Source organism: Streptomyces sp. NPDC043861 (genome assembly GCF_056435905.1).
Map to the genome: position 1 here is coordinate 122,719 of NZ_JBWKDP010000011.1, position 16,386 is coordinate 139,104.

Here is a 16,386-nt window from a genome sequence, read left to right on the forward strand (position 1 = left end):
GGGATGGCCGGTCTTCCCGTTCCCGTGCACGGCGTACGCGTCGCCTTCCAGTACCTCTGCTGCGGTCCTTTCGCCCGCCTCAGCGCCGACTTCGAGCCGCCCGGGGACGGCGGCGGGACGGAAGTCGTGAACACGGTGCCCGACGAACTGCTGCCCGCGGAGTATGTGCCCGCCATCCGGGCGGGCCTGCTGGAAGGCCTCGACGGAGTGGCCGCCACCGTCCGGCTCACCGACGGCCGCCATCATGAAGTGGACTCCTCCGAGTACGGCTTCAAGCTGGCCGGCCGGATGGCGGCACGTGCCGCGCTCATCGGGGCCGGGCTGCTGCCGCCGGAGGAGGCGGAGCAACTCACCAAGGTGACCTGGCCGGGCAAGCCCGGGCTCACGGACGATCCGCCACGGCAGCCGCGAAGGTGAGCCGGAACAGCGCACCACCACCCGCGGCGTTCTCCGCGGCCAGCTCGCAGTGGTGCGCCCGGGCGATCTGACGGGCCATCGCAAGGCCGAGGCCCGAGCCGGGCAGAGCCCGGGACGACTCGGCGCGGTAGAACCGGTCGAAGACGTACGGAAGGTCGGCCTCCGCGATACCCCGGCCGTGATCCCTCACCGTCAGCGAGCCGGACGACAGGGTGACCTCCACCGGGCCACCCGGAGGGCTGAACTTCGCCGCGTTGTCGAGCAGGTTCGTCAGCAGCCGCGACAGCCGCGACGGCACACCCGGCAGGGTGAGAGCCGCTGCCGCGTCGTCGGCACAGAGGGTGAACTCCGTCTGCGGCCAGTGCGCCCGTGCCGTCTCCACCGCGTGCTCGGTGAGCTGCCGTACCCCCACGGCCTCCAGCAGGGGGTGAGGCTCCTCGTCCCTGGCCAGTTCGATCAGATCGTTCACCAGCCCCGTCACCTCGCGCAGCTGCCGGGCGAGCGCCGCGGACGCCCGGTCGCGCTGCGCGTCCGTGAGTCGGTCGGCCCGGGCGAGCAGGTCGGCGTTGGTCCGCAGCGCCGTGAGCGGCGTGCGCAACTCATGGGAGGCGTCCGCCACCAGCCGGCGCTGAGCGGTGACCGACTGCTCGAGCTCGCCCAGCATGGTGTTGAAGGTGGCGGCGAGCCGGGTCACCTCGTCCTCACGTCCCGGTGGTCCCGGCGGCAGCTCGATGCGGTGCCGGGGATCGCGGGTCGCGGCGATACGCTCCGCCGTCGCGGTGAGCCTGGCCACCGGGGCCAGGCCGGCCCGCGACACCGCGTATCCGAGTGCCCAGGCCAGCAGCACCCCGGCACCCCCGACCAGCGACAACAGCCAGGCCGCCTGCCGGACTCCACGCTCCACGGTGTCGGCGCGCAGCGCGACCTGGAGCGCCCTGCCGTCGCCGAACGTGGTGGTGAGCATGCGTGCGGGGCTGCCCGAGACCGTGATGTTGCTGACGTAGGGGGGCCGTTCACCGGCCGCAACCTCACGGACCGGGGCCGAGACCGGCAGCGGATACGGCTTGGGCGGATCGGCCGCCGGATCCGCGGGGACGATCTGCGCACAAGCGGGAGCAGACAGAAAACGGCACTCGCCCGCCAGGACGTCCGGGGCCGCACCCCGGTTCTGCTGCGTGACCTGCGTCGCGGACTGGGTCAGATTCAGATCCAGCTGGTGGTACATCTCGTAGCGCAGCACGACGAACGCGGCGGCGCACACCCCGACCGCCACCAGCGCGACGGCCGCCGAGGCGGCGAGGGCGAGCCTCGTCCGTACCGGCCTGCGGCGCCGCCAGCGTGCACCGAGCCTGCGTACGCCACTCATGGGACGTCCAGGCGGTAGCCCACCCCGTGGACCGTGTGCACCAGGCGGGGCTCGCCGCCGGCCTCCAGTTTGCGTCGCAGGTAACCCACGTACACGGCAAGAGAGTTGGATGCGGGCCCGAAATCACGGCCCCAGACCCTTTCGTGGATCAGCTCACGGGTGAGCACCTGCCGCGGATGCCGCAGCAGAAGCTCCAGCAGCGCGCACTCGGTACGGCTGAACTCCAGGGCACGTCCGCCCCGGCTTCCGGTGCGGGCGAGGGGGTCCACCGTCAGATCCGCGAAGTGCAGCTCCACCGGGTCGTCGGGATCGGCGGGAGCAACCCGGCGCAGCAGGGCCCTCACCCGCGCGGTCAGCTCGTCGAGCGCGAAGGGCTTCACCAGATAGTCGTCGGCCCCCGCGTCCAGGCCGTCGACACGCTCGCTCACCGAGTCCAGGGCAGTGAGCACGATGACCGGTGTGCGGTCCTCCAGCGCGCGCAGCCGCCGGCACACGGCCAGCCCGTCCAGGACCGGCATCATCACATCGAGGACGAGCGCGTCCGGCTGCCAGGCCGCCACCTCGGAGAGCGCGGCGAGACCGTCCGCCGCTTCCCGGACCTCGTAACCCTCGACACAGAGGCCGTCGGCGACCGCGGACCGTACTTCCGGATCGTCGTCGACGACCAGGATCTTCGCTGCTCCCATGAGGTAAAGCCTGCCAAACCGCGTTCTTAGATCCCTCTTAGGGCGCTTCGGGACCGTGGCGGCCATGCGCACACCACCCATTTCCCGTGCCGTGGAGCGACCCGGCCCCGGTCCATGGACCGCCCGGGAACCGCTGTCCGTCGTGATCGGCGCCGGTGGCACCGGCGGCCACATCTATCCGGGCCTCGCGCTCGCCGAAGCGCTGCGACGGGCCGTGCCCGAGGCGGTGATCTCCTTCGTCGGCACCACGCGTGGTCTGGAGACCGAGCTGATACCGGCTGCGGGGCACCGGCTGCACACCGTGGACATGATCCCGTTCGACCCGTCGCTGGGAGCAAGGCGCTATCTGCTCCCGGCCGCCCTGCTGAGGTCCGGCGCCCAGTGCCGGACGATCCTGCGCGACCAGCGCGCGCACATCGCCGTCGGCATGGGCGGCTATCCCAGCGCCCCGGTGATACTCGGCGCCCGGCTGGCCCGGCTGCCCAGCCTCATCCACGAGTCGAACGCCGTACCCGGTCGGGCCAATCAGTTCGCGGCCCGGCTCACCCCGCATCTCGCCGTCGCGTTCGACCGCAGCCGTGCCCACCTCGCCGGCGGGGAGAACGCCCTGACCACGGGGATGCCCATCGCCGCGCCCCTCGCGGGGCTCGACCGGGGCGCACTGCGCGAACGCGCCCGCCGCGCGCTCCGCGTCCCCGACGGGGCGCGGCTGCTGCTGGTCAACGGCGGAAGTCTCGGGGCGGCCCGGCTCACGACGGCCTCGATCGGGCTCGCACACCGGTGGCGCGACCGCACCGACGTGCATCTGCTGATCAAGACCGGGCCGGCCGCACTGGAGGAGACCCGGCGCCGGCTCGGCGACTCGCCGGTCGCCACGGCTGTGCCGTATCTCGACCGGATGGATCTCGCCTATGCCGCCGCCGACCTCGTCGTCTGCCGGGCCGGTTCCGCGACCGTCGCCGAGCTCGCCACCACCGGGGTGCCGGCCGTCCTCGTCCCGTATCCCCACGCACCCGGCGACCACCAGACGCACAACGCCCGGGTGCTGAGCGACGCCGGGGCGGGACTGCTCCTCCCGGACTCCGAAACCACCGCCGAACGGCTCGACGCGCTCACCGGACCGCTGCTCGCCGACCCGGCGCGGCTGGCGGCGATGAGTACGGCCGCCGACCCCGGACCGCACGCCCGCGCCGCGGATCTGCTGGCCGCCCGTGTTCTCCAACTCGCCTCGCCCACCGAACTCGCCCCGTCCCTCGAGGAGTACTCCGTATGAACCGGCAGAACCACACCATGAACTGGCAGGACCGCACCGTGCTCGTCACCGGCGCAGAGGGCTTCATCGGCTCCACCCTCGTCGATCTGCTCGTGGAACAAGGGGCGCGCGTCCGTGCGTTCGTCCACTACAAGCCGTATGCGGAGAAGGGCCATCTCGCCCACCGCATGGGGGAGGTGGAGATGATCGCGGGCGATGTGCGCGACGCGGGCCGGGTCATGGACGCCGTCGCCGGCTGTGACACGGTCTTCCATCTCGCCGCGCTCATCGGCATCCCGTACAGCTACGACTCACCCGGCGCCTACGTCCAGACGAACGTGAACGGCACCGAGAACATCGCGGAGGCCTGCCGCAGGCACCAGGTGCGCCGGCTCGTCCACACCTCCACCAGCGAGGTGTACGGCACGGCCCTCACCGCCCCGATCTCCGAGGACCATCCGCTCCAGCCGCAGTCCCCGTACTCCGCCTCGAAGATCGGCGCGGACATGATGGCGCTCTCGCACTGGCACGCCTTCGAACTGCCGGTCACGGTGGTGCGGCCCTTCAACACCTATGGTCCCAGGCAGTCCGCACGGGCCGTGATCCCCACGATCCTCGCTCAACTGCACGCAGGGGCACGGGAGATCAGGCTCGGCTCGCTGAACCCGACCCGGGACTTCACCTATGTCACCGACACGGCCCGCGGATTCCTGGCGACGGCCGGCTGCGACCGGGCCCTCGGACAGGTCGTCAACCTCGGTACCGGGCAGGAGATCTCCGTCGGTGAGCTGGCCCGGAATCTCATCGCGGCGTCCGGCCGCAGCGCCGAGATCGTCGTCGATCCGGCCCGGCTGCGGCCATCGGGCAGTGAGGTGGAGCGGCTGCTCTCCGACAACCGCCGGGCGCGGGAGTGGGCGGGCTGGGAGCCCGAGGTCCCGCTGGAGGAGGGGCTGAAGCGCACGTCGGAGTGGGTCGCGGAGAACCTGCATCTCTTCGCCGCGGACCGTTACCAGGTCTGAGCCCGCCGGGACCGACCGGGTCCGCGCCTCCTGGGTCCGAGCCCCCGGGTCCGCGCCTCCTCGGTCCGAGCCGCCGGGGCCGACCGGGTCCGAGCCGCCGGGACCGACCGGGTCCGCCTGCGGGAACCGGCCGCGGGCAGGCCAGGACCGGCGGGTCCGCGGCGGCAGGCGGACACCGCGGCGGGCCGGCCGTCGCCCGGTCGCGGTGACCGGTCCGCACCGGTCACATGCGGGCGGCTGCGCCGAGACCGCCCAGCAGGACGGCGGTGAAGCGCCGGACCCAGTCCTCGTCGACGGGTTCGGCGCTCACCAGGGCCCGGTGCACCACCGCCCCTGCGATCACGTCGAAGATCAGGTCCGCGGTCCGGGCGGCCGCCTCGGGGTCCGACTCCACGGGCAGTTCGCCGCGTGCCTGGGCCCGCGCGCGGCCCTCCAGGACCAGCCGCTTCTGGCGGTCCACGATCGACACCCGGATCCGCTCGCGCAGCGGCTCGTCACGTGTCGACTCGGCGACCACGGCCATCATCGCGGTTTTGGCCTCGGGGCGCTGGAGCAGCTCCGCGAACTGCAGCACCACGCCCTCGATGTCGGCGGCGAGCGAGCCACGATCGGGGAGCTCCAGCTCGTCGAAGAGCACCGCGACCGCATCCACGACAAGTTCGTTCTTGCCCGCCCAGCGCCGGTAGAGGGTCGTCTTGGCCACTCCGGCACGGGTCGCCACATCGCCGAGCGTCAGTTTGGACCAGCCCAGCTCGACCAGGGCGGCCCTGGTCGCATCAAGGATGGCGGCGTCCGCCTCGGCGCTGCGCGGGCGGCCGGTACGGGTCGTTTTCGGACGGCTGCGGCTGCACATGACGGCGACCATACCGGCCAGTAGGTGAATCGCTGTGAGCCACTTCACCGGAGATTTCTTCCCCGGTTCGTGGTATTCGAGTTACGCTACGACTCGTAGCGAAATCTGGGGCGGGCGAGGGCCGGTCCCATGACCGCCAAGCGATGACCACAGTGTCGGGTGGGGACCTGGCACGACCGTACGAATCGTGACATTGCACCACCCCGGACATGTGTCCTCCGGTGGGCTTTTCACTCGTGTGCGCGGAGGGGGGAGGATGTACTCATGCAGCCTAGGAACATGTCCATGAGCGGCGTCGTCGACCTCGCCGCGGTGAAAGCGGCCGGAGAGGCCAAGGCGAAGGCGGAGCAGGCCCGTGCCGCGGCCGCGCGTCAGGGCGGCGCTGGTGCCGTACCCCCCTCCAGCCTGGTGATCGACGTCAGTGAGGCGGACTTCGAGCGCGACGTCCTCCAGCGCTCGGCCGAAGTCCCGGTCGTCATCGACTTCTGGGCCGAGTGGTGTGAGCCGTGCAAGCAGCTGAGCCCGGTGCTGGAGCGGCTGGCGCGTGAATACAACGGCCGCTTCGTGCTCGCCAAGATCGACGTCGAAGCCAACCAGATGCTGATGCAGCAGTTCGGGATCCAGGGCATCCCGGCCGTCTTCGCGGTCGTCGCCGGTCAGGCGCTGCCGCTCTTCCAGGGCCTCGCGCCCGAGCCGCAGATCCGCCAGACCCTCGACCAGCTGATCCAGGTCGGCGAGGAGCGCTTCGGGCTCACCGGGATCTCCGTCGACCAGGATGCCGACGAGGCCGTCGCCGACCCGGCCGCCGTCCCGGCCGGACCGTACGACGCACTGCTCGAAGCCGCCGTCCGCGCGCTGGATGCGGGCGACCTCGGCGGCGCGGTGCAGGCGTACAAGAACGTGCTCTCGGACGACCCGGGCAACACCGAGGCCAAGCTCGGCCTCGCGCAGGCGGAACTGCTGACCCGGGTGCAGGGCATGGACCAAGCGGTCGTGCGCAAGGCCGCCGCGGACGAGCCGGACGATGTGCAGGCGCAGATCGCCGTGGCCGACCTGGATCTGGTCGGCGGTCATGTCGAGGACGCCTTCGACCGGCTGATCGACACCGTCCGTCGCACGGCGGGCGATGACCGCGATGCCGCCCGGCTGCGGCTGCTGGAGCTGTTCGAGGTGATCGGTCCGGACGACCCGAGGGTGGCCAAGGCGCGGACCGCGCTGGCCCGGGTGCTGTTCTGACGGCGCCGTCCCGCAGAGCCGGAGAGGTCGCCGATTTGGCGACAGAGTGACAAAGTGCGGCCGCGCTTTACCAAAACTTGGTAAACGCGGCCGCTGTTACTCGCAGTAAATCAACCTCGTTGTTCTGTCCGGTTTTTGTCGTCAATATCCCCCTCTTTTGCACACCACTGAGGCACCCTGTGTGGCCGGGTGACATCGCGGTGTCGTGGCGTGGTTATCGGTCCGTTACTAGCGAGTAACGAACCCCCTTGTGCCCCGGCTCGTAATGCACCACGATCGGCCACGCTCGGTCCATCACCGCACCAGCCCGGCAGCCAGCCGCGTTCGCGGTCCTGGGTCCCCACCGAGTGGGCCGGCGGCAGAGGCGCCGGCCGTGGACAGGGGGGTTCCTGCCCGACCGGCAGGGCCTGTCCATCGAGGTTGCGCGAAGGCGTGGCCAGTGGTTGTCGCTCGGGGGTGAACGCCGGTGGTTCGGACGCTGCTCGCGCCTGTTCGCACGGCGCTCTCCTTCCCGAGGACGTAGCACTTCTCCCATCCCAGGACGGACCTCCTCGGTCCGTACTCGGAGATGTACGTCCGAGAAGGAGGAACAGATATGTCCCAGGTTCGTGGTGGGACCAGATGGAAGCGGTTCGCGGTCGTCATGGTGCCGTCCGTGGCTGCTACGGCCGCGATAGGCGTCGCCCTGGCGCAGGGTGCGCTGGCCGCGTCGTTCAGCGTCTCCGGCCAGAGCTTCAAGGTGACGGCCAGTGAGCTGAACGGTGAGGACTTCTTCCAGTACGGAAGCCTCGCGACGGGCACCGACCTCAAGGGCAACAAGACGGCCCACCCGGTCGCCGTGTCGTCGTTCAGTCACGCGACGATCACCAACATGTGCCAGTCGGTCGTCACTCCCGACGTGCCGATCTTCGGCAGCGTCAGCCTGGAGCTGCGTGCCGGTGGCAAGGGCACCCCGGTCGATGCGACAAACCTTTACCTGGACGTCGAAGAGCTCGAGGCCGACGCCGAGTTCAGCAACATCGACATCGGCGTCGCGGCGGGCGACCCGGCCAACAAGCCCGGCATCCAGCCCGGCAGCAAGGTGCCCGCCAACCCCTATGGCTTCGCCCAGCGCGCCAAGAAGGCCAAGCTGACGAACGTCAAGCAGACGGCGTGGGCGACCACTGCCGGCACCTTCAAGCTGAGCGGCCTCAGCATGAAGCTGCACAAGGGCGTCAAGGAGTGCTACTAAGCACTCGCCCGGGCGGGCGGGGAACGCCCTTCGCGCCCCCGCTCGCCCGACCCCAACTTCTTTTCACAGCAACACCGGTTCCAGGGAGCTGTTTTCCATGAGCGCCGAGTCTCCGGGGCAGCAGAACGAGCACTACCTCCGCGTCATCCGACGCCGCTTCCGCGACTGGCGGGGCCGGCGGCCCTTCTGGGCCGGCCTGTTCACCATCATCGGCGGAGTGCCGATTGCCTACTTCCCGTATGCAAGCCTCAAGATCGGCCATCTCACGCTGGCCATGGCGACCACGGCGGGTGCAGGTTCGCTGATCATCGGCGTACTGCTGGTGACGCTGGGTCTGACGATGTGGTTCCACCACATTGTCAGGGTATTCGCCGGTGTTGCCGCGATTCTGCTGGCACTGGTGTCGATCCCGGTCTCCAATATCGGTGGCTTTGTGATCGGTTTCCTGTTCGCCCTGATCGGTGGCGCGCTCTCCATCTCCTGGGCGCCCGGGAAGCCCGCCGAGCCGGCCGAGGGCACTGCGGAGTCTTCCCAGGCTCCGGCCCCGCAGGAAGAGGCCGGCGTTCCCCTGGTGCCCGGCCCGCAGTTCGGGGACGGCCCGAGCATGACGAAGACGACTGCCCACGCCGATGGCGGGAGGAACAGTGCGGGGTGACGAATCACAGCCGGCGACGGACGGCAGCCACGACCGGCAGGCGAGAAAGGGGCCGCGGCACGCGGCTCCCCGAAGAGGCCTGTTCACCAAGCTGCAGATACCCGCCGGCAAGGCGATGGCGATAGCCGCCATGCCCACCGCTGTGTTCGTCGGTATGGGGCTGACCCCGAAGCTCGCGCTGGCCGACGACAGCAAGGACCTCCCTTTCGCCCCGGGGCCCTGTGTGACGCGCTCGGACGAGCCCAGCGAGTCCGAGAAGCCTTCCGCCTCGGAGTCGGCGAAGCCGTCCGAGAAGCCGTCGGAGGAGGAGTCCGGGAAGCCGGACCCGTCCGCGAGCGGTTCGTCGGGTGACGAGGAGCAGAAGCCCGAGCCGGGCGAGAGCCCGTCGGCCTCGGAGTCCGCGGACGACTCCGACGCCGGGTCCGGGTCGGACTCGGACGCCGGGTCCGCCGGTGAGGCGGCCGGTCAGCAGGCTCCGGCCCCGGAGCCCAGCGAGACCAGGAACCCGCTCGACCCGCTGGGTATCGGCGACGCGATCAAGGACATCTTCGACGGCCCCGACGAGGAGCCGGCGGCCACGCCGTCCGGCGACGCCGCCGAGCCCTCCGAGGCGCCGGCCGAGGAGCCTGCCGAGAAGCCCTCGGAGGAGCCCTCGGACGAGCCCTCGAAGCCGTCCGGCGATGCCCCGGCCGAGCCCGCCGAGTCCAAGGACGAGGACGGGACGGAGGACAAGGCCGAGGGGACCACGGACACGGCCAAGGACGCCATCAAGGACGCGGCGGACAAGGCCGGTGCCGAGGTCGAGGAGCTGGACGACAAGGTCAAGGGCCTCGACCCGGTCAAGGACGAGGACATCCCGGAAGGCGCCGACGGCAAGCCGCGCTTCCCGTGCCCGACCGCAGACCCGGAGGCCCTCGCCGCAGCCGACCTGGAGCCGGGAATCCCGCTGCTGCCGGACGACCCCTGGCGGCTGGAGAGCTCCAAGCTCACCCTGAGCGGGCTCGACTACAAGGGCATCGTCGAGGTCAAGACGGGCAGCGGCAAGATCAAGAAGGTGCTGAAGTTCACCGCCTCGTCGGTGGACATCAAGGACCTGCACCAGCTGGTCGTCTACCCCGAGGGCAAGACCGCTCACGTCCAGGCGGCCAAGGGCTCGACGTCGACCATCCGCAACGGCACGGTGACGATGTACACGGAGGAGCTGAAGGGCAACCTCTTCGGGCTCATCCCGGTCACCTTCAGCCCGAAGACCCCGCCGCCGCTGAACGTACCGTTCGCGTTCTTCACGGACGTGAAGGTCACCCAGGCCGGCCAGTTCGGCGGCACGCTGAGCGTGCCCGGGCTGCGCAACTTCATCACCGGCTAGCGCACAACGACTTTCCGGGAGCCGCAGAAGGCTGTGGGCCGCACCCCCGTCGGGGGTGCGGCCCACAGTCATGGGGTGCCCGTCTCCCGGGTTGCGACCGGTCGCCGCGAGGCGGCCGCACCTTCGGGGCGGTGCGGCCCGCAGTTTCGTGTCCGGGCGCTTCGCCGTCCGACCGGCACCCGGTGCGGCGGGCGGCGCCCCCGGTTCTCGCGGCCCCGGCGGCCCTGGCGCGCGCGGGCGACGCGGCCCACGGCTGCCTCGCGTCGGCGAAGTGCTTCACGGGCCGTGTGCCTGACGCGTTTCGGTCCCGCCGCGTTCGGAGAGCAGATGCAGGACGTCGGTGTTCCGGGAGGCGCCGGCAGCGTGCAGCCGAAGCCGGTCGGTCCAGCCGTCGACCGTTCCGGGGATCGTGGTCGCGGTGATGCCGCCGGACCGGATCGCCTCCAGTACGTCCGGCTTCTGCGCCCTGCGCTCGCCGAAGGCGCGTGTGCGAGCGCGGCGGCGAAGACGAGGACCTGGACCCAGGCATCCCGCTCCGGTCCCGGGACGCGTCCGAGGACTTCGCCCACAACGCCCGGACGCGAGGGCGCCGTCCCGTTCCTCGGTGACGGCCCTCGGCAGGAGGGGCAGGGCCTGTGCCGAGCGGAGTTCGGCCCCGGCAGACGTCCCGGCGGACGTGGCCGTCATCGGGTCCGGGGCGGGCGGCATTCCGAGGCATTGTTCCAACTGCCCCGGCATGCTGCGCAATTCAGGGGAGATCTCGGCTGCCGTCGACGATTTCCGCGCCTTCCCTGCAGGCCGGATGTCCTCCGATGATAAGGATGTCGTTGTGGAGCGACCGCTCGAATACGGGGGCACCGTCTGATGAACACCCTTCGCTTTTACGCCGGCGAGCAGCAGTTGAGGGTCTACTTCGAGATCTGGGGCGGGATGACCGTCCTCGAGCCGGGGGACTGGATCGAGGTCGAGTTCGCCGAATCCGAGGTGCCGAGCTCGGTGGAGCACCGGATCGGCGTGCTGGTCCTGACCCAGGAGGGGCCGGGCGTCATGCGGATCCGGGACTCACGGGGCCAGGAGATCGACCCGGCGGGAGAACTGGCGTAGGGAAACGCGGCCACACCGAAGGCCGGAGGGCGGTGCCCCGGTTCGCGGGAACCGGGACACCGCCCTCGTCGTGCTTCGGAGACGTCAGCCGCGCTTGTCGCCGCCCAGGTGGTGCACCCGCACCATGTTCGTCGTGCCGGGCACGCCCGGAGGGGAGCCCGCAGTGATGATCATGACGTCGCCCTCGTTGAAGCGCTGGAGCTGCAGCAGTGCCGCGTCCACCAGGTCGACCATCGCGTCCGTGGTCTCCACGAACGGGGCGATGAACGGCTCCACGCCCCAGCTCAGGGTCAGCTGGTTCCGGGTCGACTCCTCGGTCGTGAAGGCCAGGATCGGCTGCTGGGCGCGGTAGCGGGACAGCCGGCGGGCCGTGTCGCCGGACTGGGTGAAGGCGACCAGTGCCCGGCCGCCGAGGAAGTCGGCGATCTCGCAGGCGGCGCGGGCGACCGAACCGCCCTGAGTGCGCGGCTTCTTGCCGGGGACCAGGGGCTGGAGGCCCTTGGAGAGGAGTTCCTCCTCCGCGGCGGTGACGATCTTGGACATCGTCTTGACCGTCTCGATCGGGTACGCGCCGACGCTCGACTCCGCCGACAGCATCACCGCGTCCGCGCCGTCCAGGATCGCATTGGCGACGTCGGACGCCTCGGCGCGGGTCGGACGCGAGTTGGTGATCATCGACTCCATCATCTGGGTCGCGACGATCACCGGCTTGGCATTGCGGCGGCACAGCTCGATGAGCCGCTTCTGCACCATCGGGACCCTCTCGAGCGGGTACTCGACGGCCAGGTCGCCGCGGGCCACCATCACACCGTCGAAGGCCATGACGACGTCCGCCATGTTCTCGACGGCCTGCGGCTTCTCCACCTTGGCGATGACGGGGACCCGGCGGCCCTCCTCGTCCATCACCTTGTGGACGTCCTTGACGTCATTGGCGTCGCGCACGAAGGACAGTGCGACCAGGTCGCAGCCCATCCGCAGCGCGAAGCGCAGGTCCTCGACGTCCTTCTCGGACAGGGCCGGGACATTGACGGCCGCACCGGGCAGGTTGATGCCCTTGTGGTCGGAGATGACACCGCCCTCGACGACGATCGCCTTCACCCGCGGGCCCTCGATCTCGACGACCCGCAATTCGACGTTGCCGTCGTTGATCAGGACCTGGTCGCCCTTGGAGACGTCCCCGGGCAGGCCCTTGTACGTCGTGCCGCAGATGGACTTGTCACCGGGTACGTCCTCTGTGGTGATCGTGAACTCGTCGCCGCGGACCAGTTCGACCGGCCCCTCGGCGAATGTCTCCAGACGGATCTTGGGGCCCTGGAGGTCGGCGAGCACGCCGACGGGGCGGCCGGTGTCCGCCACCGCCCTGCGGAGACGGTCGTACCGCTCCTGGTGCTCTGCCTGGGTCCCGTGGCTCATGTTGAAACGGGCCACGTTCATGCCGGCCTCGATGAGCGCTTTCAGCTGCTCGTAGGAGTCGACGGCGGGGCCCAGTGTGCAGACGATTTTGGAACGGCGCATAAGGCGGATCCTATCGGTTTGTTTCTCGGCGGAATATTCCGTCCGGCGGAAAGTACAAATGGGCGCCCAGGCGCTCAGGCGTGAGCCTGTTCGGTGGATATTTCGTCGGATATTTCGTCGGAGTTTCCGTGGGGTCCTCCGTCGGGCGCCTCCGTGACGAGGGCAAAGGTCTGCTGCGCGATCTCCAGTTCCTCGTCCGTCGGCACCACCGCGACCGCCACCCGCGCACGGTCCGGCGAAACGAGCCGTGGCTCGTCCGACCGTACGGCGTTCAGCTCCGCGTCCACCACCAGGCCCAGCTCCTCCAGACCGGCGATGGCAGCCTCCCGCACCGGAGCCGCGTTCTCGCCGACCCCCGCCGTGAACACGACCGCGTCCACCCGGCCGAGGACGGCGTAGTAGGCACCGATGTACTTCTTCAGCCGGTGGATGTAGATCTCGAAGGCGAGCTGTGCCTGCCGGTCGCCCTCGTCGACGCGCCGCCGTATCTCGCGCATGTCGTTGTCGCCGCACAGCCCGACCAGGCCGCTCTTCTTGTTGAGGAGTACGTCGATCTCGTCGGTGTCCATGCCCGCCACCCGCATGAGATGGAAGGTGACCGCGGGGTCGATGTCGCCGGACCGCGTACCCATGACCAGCCCCTCCAGCGGGGTCAGTCCCATCGAGGTGTCGATGCACCGGCCGCCCGCGACCGCCGACGCCGAGGCGCCGTTGCCCAGGTGGAGCACGATGACATTGACGTCCTCGGGCGCCCTGCCCAGCAGCTCGGCGGCCCTGCGCGAGACGTAGGCGTGCGAGGTGCCGTGGAAGCCGTATCGGCGGATCCGGTGCGCGTCCGCCGTCTCGACGTCGATCGCGTACCGGGCCGCGTACTCCGGCATGGTCGTGTGGAACGCCGTGTCGAAGACCGCCACCTGCGGCAGGTCGGGGCGCAGCGTCCGGGCGGTGCGGATGCCGGTGATGTTCGCCGGATTGTGCAGCGGTGCGACCGGGACCAGGCGCTCGATCTCCGCCAGCACCTCGTCGGTGATCACGGTGGGCGCCGTGAACCTCAGCCCGCCGTGCACCACCCGGTGGCCGATCGCGGCCAGTTCGGGGGAGTCGAGCCCGAGCCCGTCCTGGGCCAGCTCCTCGGCGACCGCCTTGAGGGCCGCGGCATGGTCCGCGATGGGGCCGCTGCGTTCACGCTTCCCGGCACCGCCGGCCAGTGGTGTGTGCGCCAGCCGTGACGTCCGCTCGCCGATCCGTTCGACGAGGCCCACGGCGAGCCGGGAGCCGGCGCGCATGTCGAGCAGCTGGTACTTCACCGACGAGGAACCGGAGTTGAGGACGAGAACGCGGGTGGCGGTGGCCGGGGCGCCACCGGTACGGGAGGCGGTCATACGGGGAGCTCCTGACCCTGGGACTGGATCGCGGTGATCGCGACCGTGTTGACGATGTCGCTGACCAGTGCGCCGCGCGAGAGGTCGTTGACCGGCTTGCGCAGGCCCTGCAGCACCGGGCCCACGGCCACTGCCCCGGCCGAACGCTGCACGGCCTTGTAGGTGTTGTTGCCGGTGTTCAGGTCCGGGAAGACCAGCACGGTCGCCTGTCCTGCCACCTCGGAGTCCGGCAGCTTGGTCGCCGCGACCGACGGTGCGACCGCCGCGTCGTACTGGATCGGGCCTTCGATCTTCAGTTCGGGACGGCGCTCACGCACCAGCTTGGTGGCCTCGCGCACCTTGTCCACGTCCGCGCCGGAGCCGGACGTCCCGGTGGAGTACGACAGCATCGCGATCCGCGGCTCGACGCCGAAGCGGGCCGCCGTGGCCGCCGACTGCACGGCGATGTCCGCGAGCTGCTCGGCGTCCGGGTCCGGGTTGACCGCACAGTCGCCGTACACCAGCACCTTGTCGGCCAGGCACATGAAGAAGACCGAGGAGACGATCGAGGCTTCCGGTTTGGTCTTGATGATCTCGAAGGCCGGACGGATGGTCGCCGCGGTGGAGTGGACCGAGCCCGAGACCATGCCGTCGGCCAGGCCCTCCTGCACCATCAGGGTGCCGAAGTAGTTCACGTCCGCCACCACGTCGTACGCCAGCTCCACCGTCACACCCCGGTGGGCCCGCAGCTGTGCGTACCGCTCGGCGAAGCGCTGGCGCAGCTCGGAGGTGGCAGGGTCGATCAGCTGGACGGCCTCGAGGTCGATGCCGAGGTCGGCGGCCTTCTTGCGGATCACGTCGGCGTCGCCGAGCAGCGTGAGGTCGCAGACGTCCCGACGCAGCAGTACGTCGGCTGCCCGCAGGACCCGCTCCTCGGTGCCCTCGGGCAGCACCACGCGGCGCCGGTGCGCACGGGCCTGTTCCAGCAGGTCGTGCTCGAACATCATCGGGGTGACGCGGCCGGTCCGTGCCACCTCGACCCGGGCGAGCAGACCCGCCGCGTCGACATGGCGCTCGAAGAGTCCGATGGCGGTCTCCGCCTTGCGTGGGGTTGCTGCGTTCAGCTTCCCCTCCATCGCGAAGAGTTCCGCCGCCGTGGGGAACGATCCGCCGGGCACCGAGATCACCGGTGTGCCGGGCGCGAGCCGCGCGGCCAGGGCCAGGATCGAGTCGGCGGGACGCTCGTCGAGGGTGAGCAGCAGGCCGGCGATGGGCGGGGTCCCCGCGGAGTGCGCGGCGAGCGCGCCGACCACGAGATCGGCACGGTCACCGGGAGTGACCACCATGCAGCCGGGGGTCAGGGCCTTCAGCAGGTTCGGCAGCATCGCGCCGCCGAACACGAAGTTCAGCGCGTCCCGCGCGAGCCCCGAGTCGTCCCCGAGCAGCACGGTGGCCCCCAGGGCGTTGGTGACCTGGGCGACCGTGGGCGCGGCGAGTGCGGGCTCGTCGGGGAGGACGTAACAGGGAACGGGAACACGGGCCGCGAGCCGTTCGGCGATCGCCTCGCGGTCCTCCGGAGCCACCCGGTTGACGACCATGGCGAGGATGTCGCAGCCCAGGACCTCGTACGCGCGGTGGGCGTTGCGTGTCTCCGCCCTCACGGACTCGGCGGTCTGGTCCTTGCCTCCCACCACGGGTATCACCGAGGCGCCGAATTCATTGGCCAGCCGGGCGTTCAGCGCAAGCTCGTCGGGGAGCTGGGTGGCATGGAAGTCCGTGCCGAGCACGAGGACGACCTCGTACTCGCGTGCCACCGTGAGGAAGCGTTCGACCAACCGGGAGACCAGCTCGTCGGGGCCCTTCTCGGCCTGCAGCGCGGCGGCCTCGTCGTAGTGCATGCCGTACACGGACGCCGGGTCCTGGGCGAGCCGGTAGCGCACACGCAGAAGGTCGAACAGACGGTCGGGCCCATCGTGCACCAGGGGCCGGAACACCCCCACGCGGTCGACCTGCCGGGTCAGGAGCTCCATGACCCCCAGTTCGACCACCTGCCGGCCGTCTCCACGGTCGATCCCGGTCACGTACACGCTGCGTGCCACGCGTGCTCTCCCTGTCGTGTGTCGGTGTCGTGTGCGGTGCGTCCTGCGAGGCGCGCCCCCGGTGCCGAGCCCCCCGGAGTCGACCTCCGAGGGGTCGCCCCCTGTCCCGGCCCCCAGCCGTCCGTCGGTGCCGTGCCGTGCCACAGGGCCGTCGGGCCGGTGGCACGAGAGGCCGCGTTCGGGCACCCGAAAGGTCAATCTCGCGTACCCGAAAAAACTCCCACGG

15 protein-coding genes are annotated in these 16,386 nt (G+C 70.5%); 8 read left to right on the top strand and 7 right to left on the bottom strand.

What is annotated here, in order from left to right; all coding sequences use genetic code 11:
* Positions 1-3: 3 nt before the first annotated feature.
* The gene (locus AC068D_RS24475; protein WP_478825174.1) at positions 4-417 is read left to right on the top strand and encodes a hypothetical protein; all 414 of its coding nucleotides are present in this window, start codon (positions 4-6) and stop codon (positions 415-417) included.
* Here AC068D_RS24475 and AC068D_RS24480 read toward each other — a convergent pair.
* Together AC068D_RS24480 and AC068D_RS24485 are read right to left on the bottom strand one after the other, a co-directional pair.
* The gene (locus AC068D_RS24480; protein ID WP_478825175.1) at positions 383-1,783 is read right to left on the bottom strand and encodes a sensor histidine kinase; all 1,401 of its coding nucleotides are present in this window, start codon (positions 1,781-1,783) and stop codon (positions 383-385) included. The genes AC068D_RS24475 and AC068D_RS24480 overlap by 35 nt on opposite strands.
* The gene (locus AC068D_RS24485; protein WP_478825176.1) at positions 1,780-2,469 is read right to left on the bottom strand and encodes a response regulator transcription factor; all 690 of its coding nucleotides are present in this window, start codon (positions 2,467-2,469) and stop codon (positions 1,780-1,782) included. Before AC068D_RS24485 ends, AC068D_RS24480 begins: the two co-directional genes overlap by 4 nt.
* A 64-nt stretch (positions 2,470-2,533) precedes the next feature.
* Between AC068D_RS24485 and AC068D_RS24490 the strand changes: the two genes are divergently transcribed.
* Both AC068D_RS24490 and AC068D_RS24495 read left to right on the top strand, forming a co-directional pair.
* Complete coding sequence (locus AC068D_RS24490) at positions 2,534-3,742, top strand: UDP-N-acetylglucosamine--N-acetylmuramyl-(pentapeptide) pyrophosphoryl-undecaprenol N-acetylglucosamine transferase (protein ID WP_478825177.1); 1,209 nt, start codon at positions 2,534-2,536, stop codon at positions 3,740-3,742.
* The gene (locus tag AC068D_RS24495; protein WP_478825178.1) at positions 3,739-4,740 is read left to right on the top strand and encodes an SDR family NAD(P)-dependent oxidoreductase; all 1,002 of its coding nucleotides are present in this window, start codon (positions 3,739-3,741) and stop codon (positions 4,738-4,740) included. The genes AC068D_RS24490 and AC068D_RS24495 overlap by 4 nt, the downstream gene beginning before the upstream one ends.
* 223 nt (positions 4,741-4,963) lie before the next feature.
* Here AC068D_RS24495 and AC068D_RS24500 read toward each other — a convergent pair whose 3' ends face one another.
* Complete coding sequence (locus AC068D_RS24500) at positions 4,964-5,593, bottom strand: TetR/AcrR family transcriptional regulator (protein ID WP_478825179.1); 630 nt, start codon at positions 5,591-5,593, stop codon at positions 4,964-4,966.
* 264 nt (positions 5,594-5,857) lie between these two features.
* Between AC068D_RS24500 and AC068D_RS24505 the strand changes: the two genes are divergently transcribed.
* The 4 genes from AC068D_RS24505 to AC068D_RS24520 all read left to right on the top strand — a co-directional run bounded on the left by AC068D_RS24505 (position 5,858) and on the right by AC068D_RS24520 (position 10,081).
* Positions 5,858-6,829, top strand: a complete 972-nt coding sequence (locus AC068D_RS24505; RefSeq protein WP_478825180.1) for a tetratricopeptide repeat protein — start codon at positions 5,858-5,860, stop codon at positions 6,827-6,829.
* A gap of 595 nt (positions 6,830-7,424) precedes the next feature.
* Positions 7,425-8,060 (top strand): DUF6230 family protein, encoded by a 636-nt coding sequence (locus AC068D_RS24510; RefSeq protein WP_478825181.1) that lies wholly within the window; start codon positions 7,425-7,427, stop codon positions 8,058-8,060.
* Between the two features lie 97 nt (positions 8,061-8,157).
* Complete coding sequence (locus tag AC068D_RS24515) at positions 8,158-8,715, top strand: DUF6114 domain-containing protein (RefSeq protein WP_478825182.1); 558 nt, start codon at positions 8,158-8,160, stop codon at positions 8,713-8,715.
* Positions 8,705-10,081: an ICP22 family protein gene (locus AC068D_RS24520; protein WP_478825183.1), complete on the top strand. Its 1,377-nt coding sequence runs from the start codon at positions 8,705-8,707 to the stop codon at positions 10,079-10,081. The genes AC068D_RS24515 and AC068D_RS24520 overlap by 11 nt, the downstream gene beginning before the upstream one ends.
* A gap of 276 nt (positions 10,082-10,357) precedes the next feature.
* Here the strand turns inward: AC068D_RS24520 and AC068D_RS24525 are convergent, their stop codons facing one another.
* Positions 10,358-10,789, bottom strand: a complete 432-nt coding sequence (locus tag AC068D_RS24525) for a hypothetical protein (RefSeq protein ID WP_478825184.1) — start codon at positions 10,787-10,789, stop codon at positions 10,358-10,360.
* Positions 10,790-10,945: 156 nt separating this feature from the next.
* Here AC068D_RS24525 and AC068D_RS24530 point away from each other — a divergent pair, with 156 nt between their 5' ends.
* A complete protein-coding gene (locus AC068D_RS24530; RefSeq protein ID WP_478825185.1) occupies positions 10,946-11,185 on the top strand; it encodes a hypothetical protein in 240 nt (79 codons plus the stop codon).
* A gap of 84 nt (positions 11,186-11,269) precedes the next feature.
* Here the strand turns inward: AC068D_RS24530 and pyk are convergent, their stop codons facing one another.
* The 3 genes from pyk to pta all read right to left on the bottom strand — a co-directional run bounded on the left by pyk (position 11,270) and on the right by pta (position 16,160).
* Complete coding sequence (gene pyk, locus AC068D_RS24535; protein WP_478825186.1) at positions 11,270-12,700, bottom strand: pyruvate kinase; 1,431 nt, start codon at positions 12,698-12,700, stop codon at positions 11,270-11,272.
* A 74-nt stretch (positions 12,701-12,774) separates the two neighbouring features.
* Positions 12,775-14,082, bottom strand: coding sequence for an acetate kinase (locus tag AC068D_RS24540; protein WP_478825187.1), 1,308 nt, complete (start codon positions 14,080-14,082; stop codon positions 12,775-12,777).
* Positions 14,079-16,160, bottom strand: a complete 2,082-nt coding sequence (gene pta / locus AC068D_RS24545) for a phosphate acetyltransferase (RefSeq protein ID WP_478825188.1) — start codon at positions 16,158-16,160, stop codon at positions 14,079-14,081. The genes AC068D_RS24540 and pta overlap by 4 nt, the downstream gene beginning before the upstream one ends.
* Between the last annotated feature and the right edge of the window lie 226 nt (positions 16,161-16,386).